The sequence below is a fragment of the Fibrobacter sp. UWH9 genome, from assembly GCF_900129715.1.
Taxonomy (GTDB): Bacteria; Fibrobacterota; Fibrobacteria; order Fibrobacterales; family Fibrobacteraceae; genus Fibrobacter.
The window spans coordinates 44,123-62,371 of sequence record NZ_FQWP01000019.1 but is presented as its reverse complement, the minus strand read 5'-3'; the positions used below and the strand labels follow the sequence as shown (position 1 = coordinate 62,371).

Sequence of the window (18,249 nt, the reverse complement as noted above, 5' to 3'; positions counted from 1 at the left end):
ATAGCAGCGGTCAGAGTGGTCTTACCGTGGTCAACGTGGCCGATGGTGCCGATGTTGCAGTGCGGCTTACTTCTGTCAAAATGTTCTTTTGCCATGATTCTATCTCCATTTAGTGAGAGCCCAGATCGGGAGTCGGACCCGAGACCTCTTCCTTACCAAGGAAGTGCTCTACCACTGAGCTACCTGGGCATACAAGCCGCATGGAACAATCCATGCTCCATGCGGCTATCTTTTTCATAGTGGGCCGTCGTGGTTTCGAACCACGGTAGGCGTAAGCCAACGGATTTACAGTCCGTCCCCTTTAACCACTCGGGCAACGACCCATATGTCGAGCCAAAGATAGGAATCGAACCTACGACCGGCTGATTACAAATCAGCTGCTCTACCAGCTGAGCTACTTTGGCATTCTTTCATCCGTACTAGGGATGTTAGAGTGAGCCAAATTTAACAAGAATATTGACACTTGTCAACGAAAAACGCGCATTTTTCTAAAAAAAATTAATTTTTTCATGAAAATTTCAAAAAAAGTAGCGAAAAGATTGTTAATAAACTGTGAATACGCTATTTCCCTGTCAATAAAGGAGTTAGACGACACCTTCACTCCGGCATAAAAAAAAGAAGTGGCCCTATTTTTCAATAGGACCACCCCCTCCTAACCATTTCGATTTTAATTGAGTACCACCGCAAAAGCGAAATCGATCTTTACTGAAGGACCTCCTTCACCCAATTAATCTTGCTAATGTTGAAGGAGCCCTCCAAATCCTTATCGCTTTCAAACACAAAGTAGATCGACTCTGCCACGCTACCATTCATACGGCTATAAACAGAGCACCTTTCCCGCATTTCTTCAGACGCGCGAAGCTTGAGAGCGAACCCAACGTCATCACCGAAATCAGTAACAATCTTCAACGCCGCCGAGGATGAATACTCTACACAGAGCTTCGTTTGCACTTCATCTTGCGAAGAAAAATTCAGGCCTTCTATACTAAACCCAATCCCAACGCGCGGTTTTTCCCCTGAGGAGTCCGTTTTCAAGCGGAATTTGCCACAGATTCCCTGGCAATGATCGATAACCGGATTTAGCAGCGTTTCTTCCGTGGAACCAAGAGATACGGGCCACGAAATTTCAGCGATACCGCCCTCGCCAGCTTCTTCAAAATAACGCCAGACCCCCGCGGAACCCGACTGCTCCGCGCCAGAAACCGCCACTCGGTATTGTTTTGCAGAAGCGCTCCACGCCAAAAGAGTGTTCGCATTCAAGGAATCAAATCTACCATCAGCTTCCTCCGTTACACCAGCGGATTTATCAGAAGAGCATGCGGTAAACACGTTCATGGCAGCAAAAGCGACCAACGACAACTTGGTTATTTTTTTCATAGGATCCTCCTAACCTTTTTCAGTGAAATCTTCATTATTCTTTTTCAACTTTTGCGACATGGGAAACAGCTGCATATTCAAGCGGTAAACCCGATCCACGTTCTTACCTGAAGAAACGATAGACATGATGCGACGCCTGCATTCCGCAAGTTCAGCAACAATTCGCCCGTAATCTTCTTCCGAAACTCCCATGGTAAGTCCCGTAAACTTGCGTTCGTCCTGAGGGACATTCTCAATGGATTCCAAGGCAAAGGTGCCCATCTGTTTGTGCATGTTCCGAACGGCCAGAGGAACAAAGTCGGCAGAACCCGAAGAAAGGATCTTTTCAGCAAGCCTGTATCTTCCATTTTTGTCTTTTTTCAAAAGTCTAGCATTCGTCAAAAATTCCAACGCGTCCGATACTTCCGTCAAAGAAATCGGCCTGCAGCAGGCATCCGCAATATCCTGCAAACTGGCGCCAGGCATAGCGACAGCCAATTCACGAATGACGGGGTATTTCCAGGAATTGAAATACGTGAATTCATCAATGCCCATGATTCGCGTCTTGTTCGCATCAGCCACGGCCTCCATGTCAGCAAAGGCGGACTGTTTTTCAGAATCATTCTTAGCCTGATCATAGCGGACCATGGCCCTGAAGTAAACCAGTTCAAACCCAGTCAACGACATGGCGTTAGCCACGCGTTCCACCGCAACGGGGCTTAAGTTCTTTTTCCCTTCGCTCACATACTTTAAAAAAACAGGCGAACTGAACCCCGACTGGGCTGCGAAATCACGCCAAGTAAAACCCAGCGCCTTACGTTCTTCATAATACGCCTGGATATATACGCGATAGTTTTTGTATTCTATAATTGAATTCATGGAATACAATATAACATCTTGTATTCCAAAAGTCAATATGTCAGAATACAAAAAATTTTTTTTCGTCTACCAGGACTTTTATTGGCTCAAATGAACCAAAAAAAGGTGATTTTGCATACATTAACGTTCAGTATATTAAAATTGTCAAATTAATAGATAAGGCGAGCTAAACTGTAAATACGAGTTTGTGAAATGAAAGACCAAGACAATGAAGATTTGAATGAAGCATCCAATTCATCAGAATTAGAATCTGTAGAAGAAAAAAATCAACCTCCATGGGACTAACTTTATTTGAAAAGTCATTTGAATTAGCACTAAAAATTCCTGGCCCATTCGTGAACTGAAACCGTATGATCTGGTTAATGAAAAAATTCTGGATACAATTGCTGATGCGGCCATAAAAAATCATACTCTCGCAGTGACTGCATTGTCCGCCGCGTCTGGAGCACCGTCAAATCCTTATTTAGCATTGGGCTTGGCTGCGACAGATATGAGTCAGTATTTTGCACAAGTTTTGATGCTTTCACAAAAGATCGCCTACATTTACGGTTTCCCTGACTTGATGGACGAATCAGAAAATTCGAGTTACCTTACAGGCTTTGGCTAAGGGTAAACTTGCATCTATTGCGTGCCATGCGATTCCCTTTTTAGGAATTCCCATCAGCGGCGGTTTTACCTTTTTGTCTTTTAGGAAAGCGGCAAAACATTTAAAGACCGAATGCAAGGCTCAAATGCGCCTGTTTAAGGAGTCTCAAAATGACCTTTTAGAATCATGCTAGATGGTCAAAAACAATTTTAGCGAACATACTTACTATGCAATCGTCATTTTTAGTCTGTATTCGGCTTTAGCACCGCAGCCTTCTAGTTGCAGCTAAACAGTCAACATTCAGAAATACAACCTGGCTTGACTTCGCTCGGTCAAAAATCGCAGCGGAAATAGCGACTTTAAACAGCGACTACGCAATTTTGGCCTGGCCGTGTGTTCCGGCTTGACAGAGCCCGGCAATGTAGTTACATTTTGTGCAGTAAATTAGAGGTTTTTATGGAAAGCAGCCAGGAACGCACACGGATCGAAGTCCGTTACGCCGAAACCGACCAGATGGGTATCGTACACCATTCCGTTTATGCGGTATGGTTCGAGCAGGCCCGCACCCAGTTCTTTAGGGACCGCGGCGCCGACTATGCCGAAATGGAAAAGCAGGGTTTCGCCTGCCCCGTGCTGGAACTGGGCGTGCAGTACAAGAGTGCCACCCACTACGGTGAATTCGTAGAGATCGAGACCTCTGCGGTCCAGGTGGACAAGCTGCGTTTTAGACTGGACTACAAGCTGTTCGTGAACAATAAGCTGTGTACCACCGGCTTCACGGTCCACTGCCTTCTGAAAGACGGGCGCCCTACTAGGGATATGCCGGAATCCTTCGTCAAACTTTTTGAATAAACATCCTGGATTATTCCGCAGGAAACATTTTAGATGGACCAGCCCTTAGCCGAACGTTTACGCCCGCAGAACCTGGATGAATTCCTGGGCCAGAACAAGATTCTTGGCGAGCAGAGTTTGCTGCGCAAGAGTCTCGAAAATGACAAGGTTCCCAGCATGATTTTCTGGGGGCCGCCGGGTTGCGGCAAGACTAGCCTCGCCCACGTGATCCAGCAACAGACCCGCAAGCGCTTTATCGCCCTTTCCGCAGTTTCTAGCGGCGTGAAGGAAGTAAAGGATGTGCTGACAGAAGCCAAGAAGTTGAAGGCCATGTTCAGCGACACGATCCTGTTCATCGACGAAATTCACCGCTTTAACAAGGGCCAGCAGGACGCATTGCTGGGCGCCGTGGAAGACGGCACCGTGACGCTCATAGGCGCCACCACGGAAAATCCGGGATTTGAAGTGAACGGCGCCTTGCTTAGCCGCTGCCAGCTGATTCTTTTTGCGCCCCTGAGCAAGGAAGACTTGCGCACCCTGATTTTTAGCGCCCTTCGCGACCATCCTCGAGGACTCCAGCTGAAAAATGTGGAAGTGGACGAGGCTGTGGTCGACAAGTTGATCGCCCAGTCCGAAGGGGACGCCCGATTCCTGCTGAATCAGCTGGAATGGATTGGCGGAAACCTGGGCGACCGCAAGGTGATCGACGAAAAGTTGCTGGAGGAATTCCAGTACAAGAAGCCCTTGCGTTACGACAAGAGCGGCGAGGAACATTACAACCTGATTTCTGCACTGCACAAGTCCATTCGCGGAAGCGACCCGGATGCGGCCATCTACTGGCTGCACCGAATGCTGCAGGGTGGCGAGGATCCGCGGTACCTGTTGCGCAGAATGATCCGCATGAGCATGGAAGACGTGGGCCTTGCAGATCCTAACGCCTTGCTGTTGGCAACCAGTGCGCGGGAAGCGTTTGACTTTCTGGGAAATCCCGAAGGCCTTATCGCATTGGACGAACTGGCAGTCTACCTGGCGCTGGCACCCAAGAGCAACAGTCTCGAAGTGGCGGGCTTTGCGGCGGATGACGTAATTCGCCAGACGGGAACGTTACCTGTTCCGCGGGCATTCCGAAACTCCGTGACCCGCGTGGGAAAACAGCTGGGATATGGCAACGGTTATGAATACGACCACGACTCCCCCGGCGGCTACTCGGCCCAGGAACATCTGCCAAAGCAGCTGGAAGGTCTGGAACTTTACAAGCCCAAGCAGATCGGAAAGGAAAAACTTTTTGCGGAACGCCTGGAACAGCTGAAAGCCATCAAGAAGCAGAAGAACGGCAAGCCCGACGAACCTGCCAGCGGCGAAAAAGACGTTCCTGCCGGCGAAAAATAACGAACCCTTTATATTCAAAATGCCGCGGTTTTAACCGTGGCATTTTTTATAGTTAGCGGGACCTGCCCTATGTCCACCCATAATCAGAACTGTTCCAGGATCTGGATTCGTTCGGGGGTGTCGGGATGGGTCCAGAAAATGGAATCCACCTTCTTGGCGATGCTTCGGAAAACGCCGTTGTCTTCCTCTTCTTCGGGATGGATGATGTAGAGCTGGGCCACGTCGTTTCGCTGGACGTTCACAAGGCCCGGGGTCTCGGAGATTTTGCGGAGGGCGCTTGCCAAGGCCAGTGGGTCGCCGCAGAGTTCCGCCGCACCGGCGTCGGCCACGTATTCGCGCTTGCGGGAAATGGCCAGGCGGTTGATGAAGCTGAAGAAATAGGCGATCGAGGTAATGACCACGCCTACCAGCGCAAAGAAGATGATGATTATGGCTCCGCCATCGCCCTTCCTTCGGCCACGGGAACGCCTGGAGCCGCGGACCATGCCCTTGAGGATTTCGATAAAGACGGTCTGCATCAGCGAAACCATGCCCACAAAGACAATGCACACCACCATCAGTCGGGTGTCACGGTTTTTGATGTGGGTCAGTTCGTGGGCCACTACGGCGGATAGTTCCTCGTCGTTCAGCTTTTCAACGATGCCGGTGGTCAGGGTGATGGTGAATGTCTTTACGTCGATGCCGCTGGCGAACGCGTTCAGGCCGGGTTCTTCCACAATGTTGATTTGCGGCATTTCGATACCGCCCGCAATGCAGAGGTTTTCGACAATGTTGTAGACGCGGACGTTTTCCTTGCGTTCCAGGGGGCGGGCGCGGGTAATGCGGCGGATGATGGAAACGTTACTGCTGTAGGCCAGGGCAAACCAGGTGGTGACAACGATCGCCACCGCAGGCAGAGCCTTTAAGAAGCAGAACCACACCACAGGCCAGCGGGTGCCATAGGTCATGGGATTTTCGCGGCAGACATCGCCAATGGTGGTTATGGGCGATCCGCTGATGAGGGCGTCAGGCGTAAAACTGCAGAACACCCCGAAATAGTCCATCACAAAGACAAAGGCCCAGAACATGGCAAAAATGATAATAGGGTACATAAACAACAGGATGACGGTGTTCCTGTTGTTCCGCCAGATCTGGGTTTGCATTCCAACGTATTTCATAGAGCCATGAGCCGTGCGTAGCGAGCTGTGAGCAATGAGTAGTAAAATTTTCTCGTAGCTCAAAACTCAAAGCGTGTCGCTAGAATTTGACTTCGGGAGCCTTGTTCAGGGTATCGCGACTTTCGGTAGCTTCGTACATGGCGGCGCGGCGGAAGCCGAACATGCCAGCGAAAATATTGTTGGGGAAAACTTCGCAGGCGTTGTTGAATTCCTTGGTGGCGGAATTGAAGAAGCGACGGGCTGCGGCCAGCTTGTTCTCGATGTCGGAAAGTTCGTTCTGGAGCTGCAGGAAGTTAGTGTTGGCCTTCAGTTCCGGGTAAGCTTCCAATGTGACCTTGAGGCCGGCGAGGGCACCGGACATGGCCTTGTCGGCGGCAACCTTTTCGTCGACGGTGGAGGCGCTCATGGCGGAATTACGGGCGGCGATGACCTTTTCCAGAGTTTCCTTTTCGTGGGAGGCATAACCCTTGACGGAAGATACCAGCTGGGGCACCAGATCGTAGCGCTGCTTCAGCTGGACGTCGATATTTGCAAATGCGTTTTCGCGGTTGTTGCGAAGTTTGACCAGGCCGTTGTAAATGCCAGCCACGATGATGACCAGAACAACGATAACGCCAACGGCGGCGAGTGCGATTGCCATAAAATTCTCCTTGATAGCTTTTTTACAAATGTATATAAAAAAGTTTGAATATGAAAAAAAGCGGGAATAAAATCCGCTAACTTTTTATAGTTCATTAATTGTGATGATGCAGCCTTTGAATAGACTCTGCATGCGATTTTTTTACAGATTCATCAACATTTACACAAGATTGCAGTTCTTTCCACCAAGTTTCAAGTTGCTTTGAATGATAAATAGAAGGCCGTTTCATCATAGACTCCTTAAGAACACCTTTCAACTCACTCAAATGCAGCAAACGCCAGCAATCATCACCCCGTCCAAAAGTTCCACTTACAGGGGCAAGACGTAATGTACAGCGATCACTAAAGACAATAAAAGAATAAATCGGTGTTTTCTCAAGCCTTACATGCAATTTATGCAAAAGAGCTCGCATATGTCCCATATTCTGCAACACAGGATTATAGAAGGAATGGGAAGCACGACTATTGACAATCTGACTCCACTGCTTCTGTTCTATGCTACCAGAAATGGCTCCAGAAATATTTTTCGTTTCAAAAACATAGATTCCAGTCTCATGCAGAAGAACAGTATCAATTTCAGTGAATCCCGAATGAGTCGAAACATAAACATTTTTCCATGTTTGTCATCTGCAAGACTGGCATCAATTTTTTCGGCATTCTTTGGATCGATAAAAGCCTCTTTCTCATTTCGATATTTGACATTTTGGGATTTCCAAAACGCCTTCTCATCAAAAGGTTTTGTCTGCGAAAAATCTTTATGTGGTGGATTGTATCGTATTTTCGTTTTTTGGAATTTTTGTCGTTGAACGAAATCACGTCGTTTAACCCGCTCTCGTTTTTCTTGTTTTGGAGAGACAAGCAACAACAGGACGCCAAAAACAACTATCGCAATTAACACAAAATACATTTCTAATTACACAGGATCGTTAACGGGCTTGCTGTAGTCGCGTTCGCCGAAGAGGGCTGTGCCTACGCGGATCATGGTGGAGCCTTCTTCAATGGCGACTTCCAGGTCGCCGGTCATGCCCATAGACAGCTGATCGAATGCAGCGAATACGCCGCCGCGAGCCAGGTACTTCTGCTGGAGATTGCGGAGGAAGGCGAAACATTCGCGGGAATCTTCGGCCACGCCGGTGTTCTTGCCGATGGTCATGAGGCCACGGAATTTAAGGTGAGGGAATTTTTCGCTCTTGCCGTCAGGGCCACAGGCGCCCGCGACTTTTTCAAGTTCGGCAAGGAAGGCGTCGGCATTGGCAACGTCCAGACCACTCTTTGTTTCTTCTTCGCCGGCGTTCACCTGGAAGAGAATTTCCAGAGTTTTGCCTTCGGGGTGGGCGGCATCGGCGAGACCAGCACAAACCTTCTCCAACTTTTCAACGGCTTCCATGTTTGCGATGGAGTGAATGCAGTCGGCAACGATGGCGGCCTTCTTCAGTTTGTTGCTCTGCACAGGTCCAATCACATGGCACTGCACGGTCGAGCCGTCCAGAGCGATGCGGCGTTCGCTGAACTTGGATTCCGCTTCCTGCACGCGGTTTTCGCCAAAGACCTTTGCGCCCAGGGCAATTGCGTTTTCTACAGCTTCGGCCGGATGGAACTTGCTCACCCAAACCAGAAGCACGGATTCACGGGAACGTCCAGCCTTTTCGCAAGCGGCAGAAATTCTCGTTTCTAGTTTGGCCAGCTGGCCACGCATTTCTTCAAGAGTGAATTCCATTTTCCAAATTCCTGTTAAACAGTTTGCGGGACCTTTATGACATCAAGCCCCTTTTTATCAAAAATAAAAAAACGACAACGAAATGACGTGCCCACCGAAATAATCCGCCAGGAGAATCAGTTTTTGACGCAGCGGACGGAGCGGGCCGAATTCTTGTCGAAGGATTTCATTTCGGCGGCAGGGCTGCTGAAATCCAAAAAGAGATAATGGGCGAAGGCGGGTTCAACCGCATCCAGGGTGGAGCTCCAGAAATAGGCGTAGCCACCGATGCCGTCAAACTTGCCCACTGCGGGTTGATTGCTATCGGATTGATTATCGGAGGATTCTGCCGCTGCCATGTAGCCTGCGGGAAGAGCGGCGAAACCTACAGCGTCTATACCATTGCCATTCTTGAACCAGCCGCTGGTGGATTTCAGCAGTTTACCGACAGTTGTAATGTTGGTTGCCTGAGCCATGGCGGCGCCACGAGTATCCGTTGCGGCAACAGCCAGGAACATGGCGTTAAATTCATCGGCGGTGGGCAGGCGCCAACCTGCGGGGCATGCGTTCTGCGCCGCATTCCATGTGTAGAGGCGACCGTACTTTTTGCAGTTGCGATTGTCGCCCTCGGGGCAGAAACTTTCTGCTGCAATAGTTTTGTCGAAGGCATCGCCAGCCGCGTCGCCAGCGAAGTTCAAGTTCTCAGCCATCCAGAGTTGAGAACCGATTTGCACCACGCCGTAGCTCTGCCCGTCACGATCATCGGTAATGGACTGGCCGCAAGAAGTAATGGCGCAAAAAAGCATTCCGTAAAAACAGCACGCCACAAGGGCCCCAAGAAATTTCATCCGTTTCATTTTTTCCAGTTTGCGTTAATAAATCTGACAACCAAATAAATAGAAAAACCCGCCAACCCTGCGGGTCAAAATCAAGGGTTTTAGAACACCTCCACCCTCTTGCCATTATTTTTCGCCCGGTTGTAAATGGACTGCACAAGGCCCCCCTCTTTCATAGACCAGATGGCAAGACTGCTTGAATACCTGTCGGCAAGCTGGGCACAATAGCGGGCCGTGGCATAGGAATGATGTTCGCGATTAAAACAGGAGACCATCAGCAGGCGGCCTTTTCGAATGGCACCCTTGCAAAAGTTGGGCAGTTCCGCAGGGAGCGCACACCCCATAAGCCACACCGCCGACCCGCCAAATTTCAGCACATGGTAAAGAATCTCACATTCCCCCGGAGAATGAAATGTACCGATGATGCAACAGCGCTTGCGCCCCTTGGACATGGCCCACTGTTCCCGAAGTATCCCCATGGCCGGATCCGTAGAACGCGAGGCGAATACCCCGACGCGTTTCCAGGGCAAAGTCAAGAGCGTGGGGTCTCCAATGTAATTGCCGCCGACCATTTCCAATTTTTCAAAGCGCACCGGATGAGGGAGCAAAGCTTCTTTCATTTTCTTGCGATTCATTTTACCACCTTTTCTGTTTCAGCCACTGCAACCATTTTAGCCGCGAACGATTCAGCAATCCGCGAACGTTTTAAAAACAAAAAAGACCGCCCCTGCGGTCCGCCGGCAAAATCCGGTTTCTGGCAGGATAGCGATCTATTAATTATTTTTTGTGTTACGTCAATATAGTAAAAGCTACCTGTTTTGAGAAAGAAAAGATGGCAGAAATTTTCACCAAGTACATCGCCAACGAAGAGCATTACAGCGAAGTCATCGAACGCATCGCAAAAGTTCGTGACACCCTGTGGATCGGTACCGCCGACATCAAGGACTTGTACGTAAAGCAGAACGGCGAGGCCATTCCTTTGCTGGGGCAGATTGCAGGCTTGTTGAAACGCGGTGTGGGCGTGCGCCTGGTACACGCAAAAGAACCCGGGCCAAATTTTCGCGAGGACTTCGACCGATTCCCAATTTTGGCGACGGACCTGGAACGAGTGCTTTGTCCGCGAGTGCATTTCAAGATGGTGATCTTCGACCTGGAAGTGGCCTACATCGGATCTGCCAACTTGACAGGTGCGGGCATCGGCATGAAAAGCGCCCTAAGGCGAAACTTCGAGGCAGGCATTCTCACCAACGACCCGCAAATCGTCGAAGCCGCCATCAACCAGTTTGACACCCTATGGATGGGCGCCCACTGCAAAAACTGCGGTCGTCTGGAATATTGCGGGGATAGGATTAAATAGGGCTAGGGATTTTTGACACAACGAACCGAGAAGCCGCTACTCTTATCGTAGTCGTACACGCCGGCGCCCTCGTAGGAGCAGTCCAAAACCAGGTAGTACGCATCGTTACTAGAGTACTCCGTAGAAGACCAGAAGAGCGCGTAGTTGCCCTCGTCGTGGAAGTCGTCGAGGTCGCTGAAGTAGCTGCCAGCGGGCAACGCCCCAAAGCCGAGGCCGTCGGTACCGTTTCCACTCTTGCCGCTATTTACCTTCCAGCCAGTACTAGACTTCAACACGGTTCCTGCCATGTCAATACCAGCCTTTTGACCGGCCGTTATTTTCAAATCTTCAAGTTCCTGCTTATTAGGCAGGTGCCAGCCATCCGGGCAAGCGGTAACGGCTTCACTCCAAACATAAAGGCGGCCATACTTGTCGCAGTTTTCGGGTTTGTTGTCGTAACACTTGCTTTCGCCGGTCTGATAGTTCAGGTTTTCCGCCATCCAGACCTTGTCACCGATTTTCACGGTCTTGTAGGTCTTGCCATCGCGAGAGTCAACCATTTTTGCATCGGCATAAGGATTCGTTCCAGAATCTTCGCCGCAGCCACTCAAGGCCATAACCGTTCCAAGAGCCAGCAGAACAGCACCAATCTTTGCAATAAAGTTCTTCATAGGATTTCCTTTCACTTGTACAAGGTAATTATAGAAAATTTATCTAAAATTCCATCGTCGCTTCACAATTTCTACAAAAAAACATGCTGACTACTTTCAACATGGTTTGATCCAAAACATTACAGCAAATATTTCCTCGCCAGCGCCTCCACGGTGGCGGGGTTCAGCGGGCGTTCCTGATTTTCCATGGTGAAGATGAGGGTTTCGCCGGGGAAGATTCCGTTGGCGATGTAGGTCTCGAATTTTCCTAGAGTTTCTGCGATGTATTCGGAATCGTCCATTCGCCCGAAATGCTCCCAGATGAATTCACGGCGGGTGCGGAGATTGAGGCAGGTGAAATCCGGATGGAACGTTACAGTGCGGCGAGAGCTGTCGTGTTTACGCGAGTTGTCTTGCCTGCAGAAGTTTTCGGATGGACTGCCTTGCAGATTGCGAGATCCGTCACCTTGCCTGCAGAAGTTTTCGGGTTGACGGCTCTGCATGCGGATGTCGTCGGACGGATTGACCTGCGGGTTGCGTAATGCGGCGCCAGCAGGGTCTATTGCCGCAGCGACACCTCGCCCGCGGCTGTTTCTGCGGACTTTCAGCTGGTGCGGAAATTCATAGCGGTAAGGAATTTTCAGGCGGTCGAGGGTATCCGCGATGATGACCTCCGACTTGGAGCGGACCCGCTCCCCGCGGGAGGTTTCCAGCAGGGGCGCGTCAGCAGCCATCCCCTTCCCGCTGTACTTTACCGCAAGCCACTGCTCCGCATATTCCTCGTCGGGGAGATGCACTGGCTGTACAAAATGCTGACGTTCTGGAGCAAGATTGCTGTAAACCGCATTGAGACGCTCCGGCTGATATTCCTTAAGAAACTTGTCAATTACGAAAAGTTCCCGCTGCAGTTCCTTGAGAGCGCATTTATCATAATCCTTCTGCGCCAAAGCTTTGATGGTCGCCACATCTGATTGAGGAATATAATCGCCAACAATATCGGCAGAACTTTTTACATGAAAGTAATGTACTAATTTTTTGCGACGGGCCATACGGAGACGCCCCTCTATTGATTTCCTCAAACGCTTATCAATTGTGGTAATTGCAGCAAGTAGCTCTTCCGCTTTTGCCTGAACAACAGACACCAGCTTATCCGGCGAAATCAATTCTTTAAATTGCATCTGCACTCCTTTTTTAGGGCATAAAAAAAGACCGCCTCTGCGGTCCGCCGGCAAATTCCGGTTTTATGCAGGATGGCGATCTATGAACTATGCCTCAAATATACAAATAATTGGTGGTTCGGCCAATTTTGTTGCCATGCAAAAGGACTTTTTGTCAAAATGGGTTACTAAATGGGTAATATAAAGGCATCTAGTAACCCGATTATTATTTTGTACGCAAACAAAAGTCTCAAAAAAGGAACGTCTTCTTAATTACCCATACCCCAAAGGTTACTAAAATAGGGATTTTCGGTTAGTTAGTAACCTATTTTCTAACTAAACCATGGCATTGTAATTAATTTATTTGTAAAACAGGTTACTAAAAAGATGTTTTTCGGCCGTTTAGTAACCTAATTTCGTGTTTCAGCCCCATCCAGCGACCAAATTTTCCCATCCAGCCCCTCCCCATGCGCCGCAGCGACCACACCTAGGTACAAAAAAGCCCGCAGCGTTGAACTGCGGGCTTTTTTGCGACTTTCGACACGCTCGGGGCCTTTGCTAGATCCTTCGCGCCACAGGCGCTCAGGATGACACGCCGCAAGCGCCCCCTCGGCAATCCCGAGGGTTTCACCTTACTTTGTGAATGCGTCGTAGATGGCCTTGATGGCCTTGTTCATGTCGTCTTCATCCACACCGGTGATGATGTTGATCTGGGAAGAACCCTGGTCGATGATTCGGACGTTCACCTGGTTTTCTGCAAGGGCGGTGAAGAGCTTTGCAGCGACACCGATCTTGTTGGTCATGCCATGGCCAACGGTAGCGATAAGGCTGATGCCCTTGAAGATCTTGATGCGGTCCGGATGCATCTGCTGAGTGATGTCTTCCATGACGACATGTTCAACAGCTTCCAGCTTCTTGGTATCCACAACGATGCTCATGGAGTCGATAGCGCTGGGGCACAGTTCGTAGGAAAGGCCTTCGCTTTCCAGAACGGCAAGCACGCGGCGACCGAAACCAACTTCCTTGTTCATCATGGACTTTTCGATGTAGATCATGGAGAAGCCCTTACGGCCGGCAACGCCGGTGATGGGAAGCTTGGTGGATTCCGGAGTGGGGCCGATGATGGTGCCGGCGTCTTCGGGGCGGTTGGTGTTGCGGATATTGATAGGAATCTTCTTGGCGCGGCAAGGAGCGATGGATTCGTCATGAAGGACGCTTGCGCCGGAGTAGGCCAGTTCGCGGATTTCGCGGTAGGACACGTATTCGATGGGCAGCGGATTTTCGACGATGCGGGGGTCAGCCATCAGCATGCCGGAAACGTCGGTCCAGTTTTCGTAGGTTTCCGCGTCGATGGCGTGAGCGAGAATTGCGCCGGTAATGTCGGAGCCGCCGCGGCTGAAGGTCTTCAGTTCGCCACGGGTGTTGGAACCATAGAAGCCCGGAAGCACATAGAGCTTGTTTTCGTCGGAAAGGGCCTTTGCGATGGTTTCGTAGCTGGAGGGAAGAATGCGGTACTTTTCATCGAAAGTGATGATGGGGAAAGTATCCACGAATTCAGCGCCCAGATAGACGGACATGACGCGGGCGCTCAGGTATTCACCGCGGCTCACCAGGTAATCGGTGGTGATGGATTCAACGTCGTCGCGGAGCTGCTTTTCCAGGATGTCCAGGTCTTCGGCAACCTTGGGTTCGATACCCAGGTCTGCACAAATTTCGAGATAGCGGTTACGGATCAAGTTCCAGGGCTGAGAGAAATCCAGGTGCTTGGAAGCCAGATCATAGGTGCTGTAGAGAAGGTCGGTCAGCTTGGTTTCCTTGGGATTGCGCTTGCCCGGAGCAGAAACCACAACCACTTTGCGCTTTGCGTCGGAGGAAACGATGTTCTTGATTTTCTTGAACTGACCAGCGTCGGCAACGGAGCTGCCGCCGAACTTACATACGATTCTAGACATTTTTATCCTTTGGACCACCAGACCTCTCGCCTTCGAACAGAACCGCTCAATCACGATTCACACCCCACCCGGGATGCCGCTCAAGACTACCCACCTGGCCAGCCCTATTTGTTTGTCTTTATGTGATGCGCCTCTACAAAATCAGCCGTATTTTCTGCGACTTTTGTAAAAAAATCAGCGCGGGCGTAAAAATAGTAATAAAGAGGGGTGCGTAAAAGGGAAAAACACGTGTATATCAATTATGAAGTACAAAAATTTGATGCTCATCGCCGCAAAATCCAACATGTCCGTACTCCTGCAAGGTGAATCCGGAGCCGGAAAGGAAGTTGCCGCCCGTTACATACACGACAACAGCCACCGAAAATCAGGCCCCTTTGTGGCCCTGAACTGTGGCGCCATCGCCAGGAATCTGGCCGAAAGCATTCTTGAAGGAGCTCGAAAGGGAGCCTTCACCGGAGCCACCGACCAACAGGGCGTCGTCCGCGCCGCCGAAGGGGGAACCCTGTTCCTAGATGAAATTGGGGAGATGCCGCTGGACACACAATGCAAACTGTTAAGAGTCCTGCAAGAAAGATCCGTTCTGCCCCTGGGGCAAACCCAGAGCATACCGGTAAACTTCAGGCTAATCTGCGCCACCAACCGCGACCTGAAAACTGAAGTGGCCGCCGGGCGTTTCCGTGAAGACCTTTATTTTAGGCTGAACGTTTTCCCAGTAAAAATTCCAGCCCTTAGAGAAAGGGATGACATCAGGGAGTTATCGCAAACCTTATGGGCTGACGCCCTAAAAGAAATATACCCCATCGAGAACGCCTATCACACCCATAATTCAAACGCCGAAGATGAACTGCTCTGCTCCCTGAACGAACAGGAACTACGGATTATTTCTCAAAAGCGTTGGCCCGGGAACGTCCGTCAGCTGAAAAACGTACTGCAACGCTACGCCCTGCTGAAACCCCACGGAATAACCTTATACGAAATCATCACCGATGAATACGACAACCAGGGATCCCTGCAAGATTCCGGGAAGAGTTTCACAACTCCAGTTCCCATTGCAAGCACAAGGCCATACGCCACAGCCCCCAATTGGGGCACCATCTTCACGGAACTGCAAAACACCGGATGGAACAAATCCGTTGCCGCCAAGAACCTAGGAATCAGCCGCGGCTGCCTGGCCTATCAAATCAAGAAAAACGGAGGCCTAGAACTTTAGACCCACGGTAATGTAATGCTGGCCGCCTTCAAATGCCGGGCGGGGGCTGTAGCCGTAATCAAACACGATCATCCCGAAATTCAGGCCCAGACCGCAACTGATACCATCTTCGGTATCGGGACGGATGGCATAACCCATACGAAAACCCAGAATGTCGGCGTAATTAATTTCGCCGCCAAAAAGCCAATAAGGGTCCGTATCCGCACGACGGTATGCATCGGCAGAAGCATGGATATTCCAGTTTTCGGTAATGGGCAAAATACCGGTAATGCCAGCCTGCAACGCCATAGGAGCAGCCTCATCTTCGCCGTCATAATCGCCCATGTAGCCAAAGTTGGTCAAGGTCGCTGCAAAAGCCAGATACTTATTCACGCGGTAGGATCCGCCAATATCTCCAAGGAAGGCCACAGCGGATTCATCGTCAATGGTCTGGGTCGCAAAGCGGGCGGACGCAGCCCAGTTGAAAACCTTACCGCGGCTACCGAGACCTGCCTGAATGCTCCAGGCGTAGGCTCCATAGCTAGAGGTTTCGTTGCCAAACTCATCACGCCCTTCGATATCCTCGTAACCCAGAAAATCCACCGTCATGGAGTAGGTCAAGGGCATCGTGCCAAAACTAAAAGGCAGACCATAATAAGCCGATACAAAGTTGTCGGCGGAATTATCGTCAAACACCAGCTGGTTCACGCCGAACTCCGCATTTTCTACAGAGCTCATAGCCAGGGGATTGCGGCTCACTTCGGCCGCACGGGAAGCGTCGGCAACACCGGCACCAGACATAGCCGCACTGCGGGCAGACACCTGCATCGAAAGATACTTCATAGAAACACCGCCCAAATCCACATTCCAATGTTCGCCGGCAAAGACGGTGACAACTGTAGATAGGGTAAGCGTAGCAAGAAGTTTCTTCATCATGAGATTTAAGATACAAAAAAGAGTGGAACGTCACTGGATTCTTCGCATCTTCGATGCTCAGAATGACGTAAGCATTACTTGCGCCAGCCTTCCATGACCTTGAGGCAGTCAGCCAGAAGTTCAGCGGAACGTTCCTTGCCTTCGGTTTCCACGTAGCAGCGGAATTCCGGGGCGTTGCCACTGGGACGCAGGTGAACGATGTCACCGGAATCAAATTCCATACGGTAGCCGTCCACTTCGTTAAGGGAGACCATCTTTCCGTGGAAGGGTGCGCCCTTGTTGAACTTGCTGGGCTTGGCGGCGAACTTGCCGAACAACTTTTCACCCAGCTTCTGTTCGCGGATTTCTGCAAGCTTGGCCTTGGAAATTTCGGTGGGGAATTCCTTGAGGCGGTCGCTGACAGTAAAGCGCTTGGGAAGCTTGCGGAGAAGATCTACCACGCACATCTTCTGTTCGCGAACCATGACCATGACAGCAATCATGGGGAGCAATGCATCGCGAGTGGGCAGAGCCTTCAGAGTGCGGGTAACGCCATCATAGGCGGTGCGCTTCAGATCGGTCTGCAGCAGGAAACCGCCGTTGGCTTCGTAACCGGCGACGGACACGCCGGCGGCAGCACTTGCTGCGGCGTCACCTTCCATAAGGCTTTCCATGCCGGCAATGACATAGGGGGAGCCGATGCGGGTACGGCAAATCTTTTCGAAGCTTTCGGACTTTTCGAGGGAGGTGTTGCAGCTGACGGGAGTAGCGATGCGCTTGATGCCCAGAGCCTGGGATGCCAAAATACCCAGCACGTCACCGCGGAGCCACATGCCCACATCATCAGCCAGAAGCGGGCGGTCGCTATCGCCATCGGTACTGAACACGGCGTCCACATAATCCTTGTGGGTAAATTCGCGGGCCAGTTCTTCATCTTCGGGGCGGATCGCTTCGGTATCCACCGGAACAAAAACGTCACTGCGGCCGAAGGGCTTTACGCAGGCGCCCAGGCTTTCGAGAACGCGGACCACAATGTCGCGGCCAACAGCGGAATGCTGATAGACGCCGATGGTCAAGCCCTGCAAAGCCTTTTCACCAAAGAATTCGGGATAACGCTTGCAGTAATTTTCTTCGGCTTCGGTTTCAACAGCGGGAAGTTCCGGAGCATTCTTCAACATGCCGGCAGCATCGAACAAAGCTTCGTCAAAATCAACAGACTGAGAAACAATGCCCTGTTCGTCGGCCTTTGTAATTTCGCCGTTGGGGTGGTTAAACTTGATACCGTTACGGTCGGCAGGAATGTGGGATCCTGTCACCATGATGGTGGGCAAGCTCTTATCAAGACCATAAAGTGCAATGGCAGGAGAAGGAATGCGACCGCAATAAGTCACCTTCCAGCCAGCATCCTGGCCGGCCTTCACCAGAGCCTGCAAAATGCGACCAGTACTTGGGCGAAGGTCTCCAGCAATAGCGATATTCTTTTCGCACTTGTAGCTAGCTTCGCAGTACTTGATAAAGGAGCGTGCATAAACATAGCACACACGGTCGGTCATTGCAGAAACCAGGCCGCGAGCACCACTGGTACCAAAGGCCACACCGGACTGTTTCATTACATCTTGCATTGCAACGGACATAAAAACCTCAATGGAAATTATACTTCCTAAAAATACCTTTTAACCAA

General features: G+C 50.5%; 19 protein-coding genes and 3 tRNA genes. 4 read left to right on the top strand and 18 right to left on the bottom strand.

Going from position 1 to position 18,249, the window contains the following annotated elements; genetic code table 11:
* The 6 genes from BUB94_RS13185 to BUB94_RS13160 all read right to left on the bottom strand — a co-directional run.
* Positions 1-95: GTP-binding protein (locus BUB94_RS13185; RefSeq protein ID WP_139258098.1), on the bottom strand; the 95-nt coding region annotated here is incomplete at its 3' end.
* Between the two features lie 22 nt (positions 96-117).
* Positions 118-189: transfer RNA gene (locus tag BUB94_RS13180), tRNA-Thr, on the bottom strand.
* A gap of 51 nt (positions 190-240) precedes the next feature.
* Positions 241-323 (bottom strand) — tRNA-Tyr (locus BUB94_RS13175).
* An 8-nt stretch (positions 324-331) separates the two neighbouring features.
* Positions 332-404: transfer RNA gene (locus BUB94_RS13170), tRNA-Thr, on the bottom strand.
* Between the two features lie 298 nt (positions 405-702).
* Positions 703-1,377, bottom strand: a complete 675-nt coding sequence (locus tag BUB94_RS13165; protein WP_073237797.1) for a hypothetical protein — start codon at positions 1,375-1,377, stop codon at positions 703-705.
* 9 nt (positions 1,378-1,386) lie between these two features.
* Positions 1,387-2,235 (bottom strand): TIGR02147 family protein, encoded by an 849-nt coding sequence (locus BUB94_RS13160; RefSeq protein ID WP_073237794.1) that lies wholly within the window; start codon positions 2,233-2,235, stop codon positions 1,387-1,389.
* Positions 2,236-3,277: 1,042 nt separating this feature from the next.
* Between BUB94_RS13160 and BUB94_RS13155 the strand changes: the two genes are divergently transcribed.
* Together BUB94_RS13155 and BUB94_RS13150 are read left to right on the top strand one after the other, a co-directional pair.
* The gene (locus BUB94_RS13155; RefSeq protein WP_073161207.1) at positions 3,278-3,673 is read left to right on the top strand and encodes an acyl-CoA thioesterase; all 396 of its coding nucleotides are present in this window, start codon (positions 3,278-3,280) and stop codon (positions 3,671-3,673) included.
* A 33-nt stretch (positions 3,674-3,706) separates the two neighbouring features.
* Positions 3,707-5,041 (top strand): replication-associated recombination protein A, encoded by a 1,335-nt coding sequence (locus BUB94_RS13150; RefSeq protein ID WP_073161208.1) that lies wholly within the window; start codon positions 3,707-3,709, stop codon positions 5,039-5,041.
* 83 nt (positions 5,042-5,124) lie between these two features.
* Here BUB94_RS13150 and BUB94_RS13145 read toward each other — a convergent pair whose 3' ends face one another.
* The 7 genes from BUB94_RS13145 to BUB94_RS13115 form a co-directional block, all read right to left on the bottom strand.
* The gene (locus BUB94_RS13145; RefSeq protein ID WP_073237791.1) at positions 5,125-6,198 is read right to left on the bottom strand and encodes a M48 family metallopeptidase; all 1,074 of its coding nucleotides are present in this window, start codon (positions 6,196-6,198) and stop codon (positions 5,125-5,127) included.
* A gap of 79 nt (positions 6,199-6,277) precedes the next feature.
* Positions 6,278-6,838, bottom strand: coding sequence for a LemA family protein (locus BUB94_RS13140; protein ID WP_073237788.1), 561 nt, complete (start codon positions 6,836-6,838; stop codon positions 6,278-6,280).
* Between the two features lie 94 nt (positions 6,839-6,932).
* Positions 6,933-7,397, bottom strand: a complete 465-nt coding sequence (locus BUB94_RS13135) for a nuclease-related domain-containing protein (protein ID WP_254793741.1) — start codon at positions 7,395-7,397, stop codon at positions 6,933-6,935.
* Positions 7,331-7,735, bottom strand: a complete 405-nt coding sequence (locus BUB94_RS13130; RefSeq protein WP_139259245.1) for a hypothetical protein — start codon at positions 7,733-7,735, stop codon at positions 7,331-7,333. The genes BUB94_RS13135 and BUB94_RS13130 overlap by 67 nt, the downstream gene beginning before the upstream one ends.
* A 15-nt stretch (positions 7,736-7,750) precedes the next feature.
* Positions 7,751-8,554, bottom strand: a complete 804-nt coding sequence (locus tag BUB94_RS13125) for a YggS family pyridoxal phosphate-dependent enzyme (RefSeq protein ID WP_073237782.1) — start codon at positions 8,552-8,554, stop codon at positions 7,751-7,753.
* A 116-nt stretch (positions 8,555-8,670) separates the two neighbouring features.
* The gene (locus tag BUB94_RS13120) at positions 8,671-9,381 is read right to left on the bottom strand and encodes a fibrobacter succinogenes major paralogous domain-containing protein (protein WP_254793740.1); all 711 of its coding nucleotides are present in this window, start codon (positions 9,379-9,381) and stop codon (positions 8,671-8,673) included.
* 89 nt (positions 9,382-9,470) lie between these two features.
* Positions 9,471-10,004 (bottom strand): hypothetical protein, encoded by a 534-nt coding sequence (locus BUB94_RS13115; RefSeq protein WP_073161215.1) that lies wholly within the window; start codon positions 10,002-10,004, stop codon positions 9,471-9,473.
* Between the two features lie 197 nt (positions 10,005-10,201).
* Between BUB94_RS13115 and BUB94_RS13110 the strand changes: the two genes are divergently transcribed.
* Positions 10,202-10,726 carry a phospholipase D-like domain-containing protein gene (locus BUB94_RS13110; protein ID WP_073237779.1) on the top strand — a complete coding sequence of 175 codons (525 nt, stop codon included), beginning with the start codon at positions 10,202-10,204 and terminating at the stop codon, positions 10,724-10,726.
* Positions 10,727-10,728: 2 nt separating this feature from the next.
* Here the strand turns inward: BUB94_RS13110 and BUB94_RS13105 are convergent, their stop codons facing one another.
* The 3 genes from BUB94_RS13105 to BUB94_RS13095 all read right to left on the bottom strand — a co-directional run bounded on the left by BUB94_RS13105 (position 10,729) and on the right by BUB94_RS13095 (position 14,464).
* Positions 10,729-11,376, bottom strand: a complete 648-nt coding sequence (locus BUB94_RS13105; protein WP_083538283.1) for a fibrobacter succinogenes major paralogous domain-containing protein — start codon at positions 11,374-11,376, stop codon at positions 10,729-10,731.
* A 119-nt stretch (positions 11,377-11,495) separates the two neighbouring features.
* Entirely contained in the window at positions 11,496-12,434 is a 939-nt protein-coding gene (locus BUB94_RS13100) for a hypothetical protein (RefSeq protein WP_139260235.1), read from the bottom strand.
* A 710-nt stretch (positions 12,435-13,144) separates the two neighbouring features.
* Positions 13,145-14,464, bottom strand: coding sequence for an aspartate kinase (locus BUB94_RS13095; RefSeq protein WP_073237773.1), 1,320 nt, complete (start codon positions 14,462-14,464; stop codon positions 13,145-13,147).
* 241 nt (positions 14,465-14,705) lie between these two features.
* Here BUB94_RS13095 and BUB94_RS13090 point away from each other — a divergent pair, with 241 nt between their 5' ends.
* Positions 14,706-15,674 (top strand): sigma 54-interacting transcriptional regulator, encoded by a 969-nt coding sequence (locus tag BUB94_RS13090; RefSeq protein ID WP_249269393.1) that lies wholly within the window; start codon positions 14,706-14,708, stop codon positions 15,672-15,674.
* Here BUB94_RS13090 and BUB94_RS13085 read toward each other — a convergent pair.
* Complete coding sequence (locus tag BUB94_RS13085; RefSeq protein ID WP_073161220.1) at positions 15,663-16,589, bottom strand: PorV/PorQ family protein; 927 nt, start codon at positions 16,587-16,589, stop codon at positions 15,663-15,665. The genes BUB94_RS13090 and BUB94_RS13085 overlap by 12 nt on opposite strands.
* Positions 16,590-16,663: 74 nt before the next feature.
* Entirely contained in the window at positions 16,664-18,202 is a 1,539-nt protein-coding gene (locus BUB94_RS13080; RefSeq protein ID WP_073161221.1) for a phosphomannomutase, read from the bottom strand.
* Positions 18,203-18,249 lie beyond the last annotated feature (47 nt).

Coding starts and splice junctions, on each gene's coding strand:
- BUB94_RS13155 (WP_073161207.1), top strand. CDS start 3,278: ATGGAAAGCAGCCAGGAACGCACACGGATCGAAGTCCGTTACGCCGAA.
- BUB94_RS13110 (WP_073237779.1), top strand. CDS start 10,202: ATGGCAGAAATTTTCACCAAGTACATCGCCAACGAAGAGCATTACAGC.
- BUB94_RS13140 (WP_073237788.1), bottom strand. CDS start 6,838: ATGGCAATCGCACTCGCCGCCGTTGGCGTTATCGTTGTTCTGGTCATC.
- BUB94_RS13145 (WP_073237791.1), bottom strand. CDS start 6,198: ATGAAATACGTTGGAATGCAAACCCAGATCTGGCGGAACAACAGGAAC.
- BUB94_RS13160 (WP_073237794.1), bottom strand. CDS start 2,235: ATGAATTCAATTATAGAATACAAAAACTATCGCGTATATATCCAGGCG.
- BUB94_RS13125 (WP_073237782.1), bottom strand. CDS start 8,554: ATGGAATTCACTCTTGAAGAAATGCGTGGCCAGCTGGCCAAACTAGAA.
- BUB94_RS13090 (WP_249269393.1), top strand. CDS start 14,706: ATGAAGTACAAAAATTTGATGCTCATCGCCGCAAAATCCAACATGTCC.
- BUB94_RS13080 (WP_073161221.1), bottom strand. CDS start 18,202: ATGTCCGTTGCAATGCAAGATGTAATGAAACAGTCCGGTGTGGCCTTT.
- BUB94_RS13150 (WP_073161208.1), top strand. CDS start 3,707: ATGGACCAGCCCTTAGCCGAACGTTTACGCCCGCAGAACCTGGATGAA.
- BUB94_RS13085 (WP_073161220.1), bottom strand. CDS start 16,589: ATGATGAAGAAACTTCTTGCTACGCTTACCCTATCTACAGTTGTCACC.
- BUB94_RS13115 (WP_073161215.1), bottom strand. CDS start 10,004: ATGAATCGCAAGAAAATGAAAGAAGCTTTGCTCCCTCATCCGGTGCGC.
- BUB94_RS13165 (WP_073237797.1), bottom strand. CDS start 1,377: ATGAAAAAAATAACCAAGTTGTCGTTGGTCGCTTTTGCTGCCATGAAC.
- BUB94_RS13120 (WP_254793740.1), bottom strand. CDS start 9,381: ATGAAATTTCTTGGGGCCCTTGTGGCGTGCTGTTTTTACGGAATGCTT.
- BUB94_RS13095 (WP_073237773.1), bottom strand. CDS start 14,464: ATGTCTAGAATCGTATGTAAGTTCGGCGGCAGCTCCGTTGCCGACGCT.
- BUB94_RS13105 (WP_083538283.1), bottom strand. CDS start 11,376: ATGAAGAACTTTATTGCAAAGATTGGTGCTGTTCTGCTGGCTCTTGGA.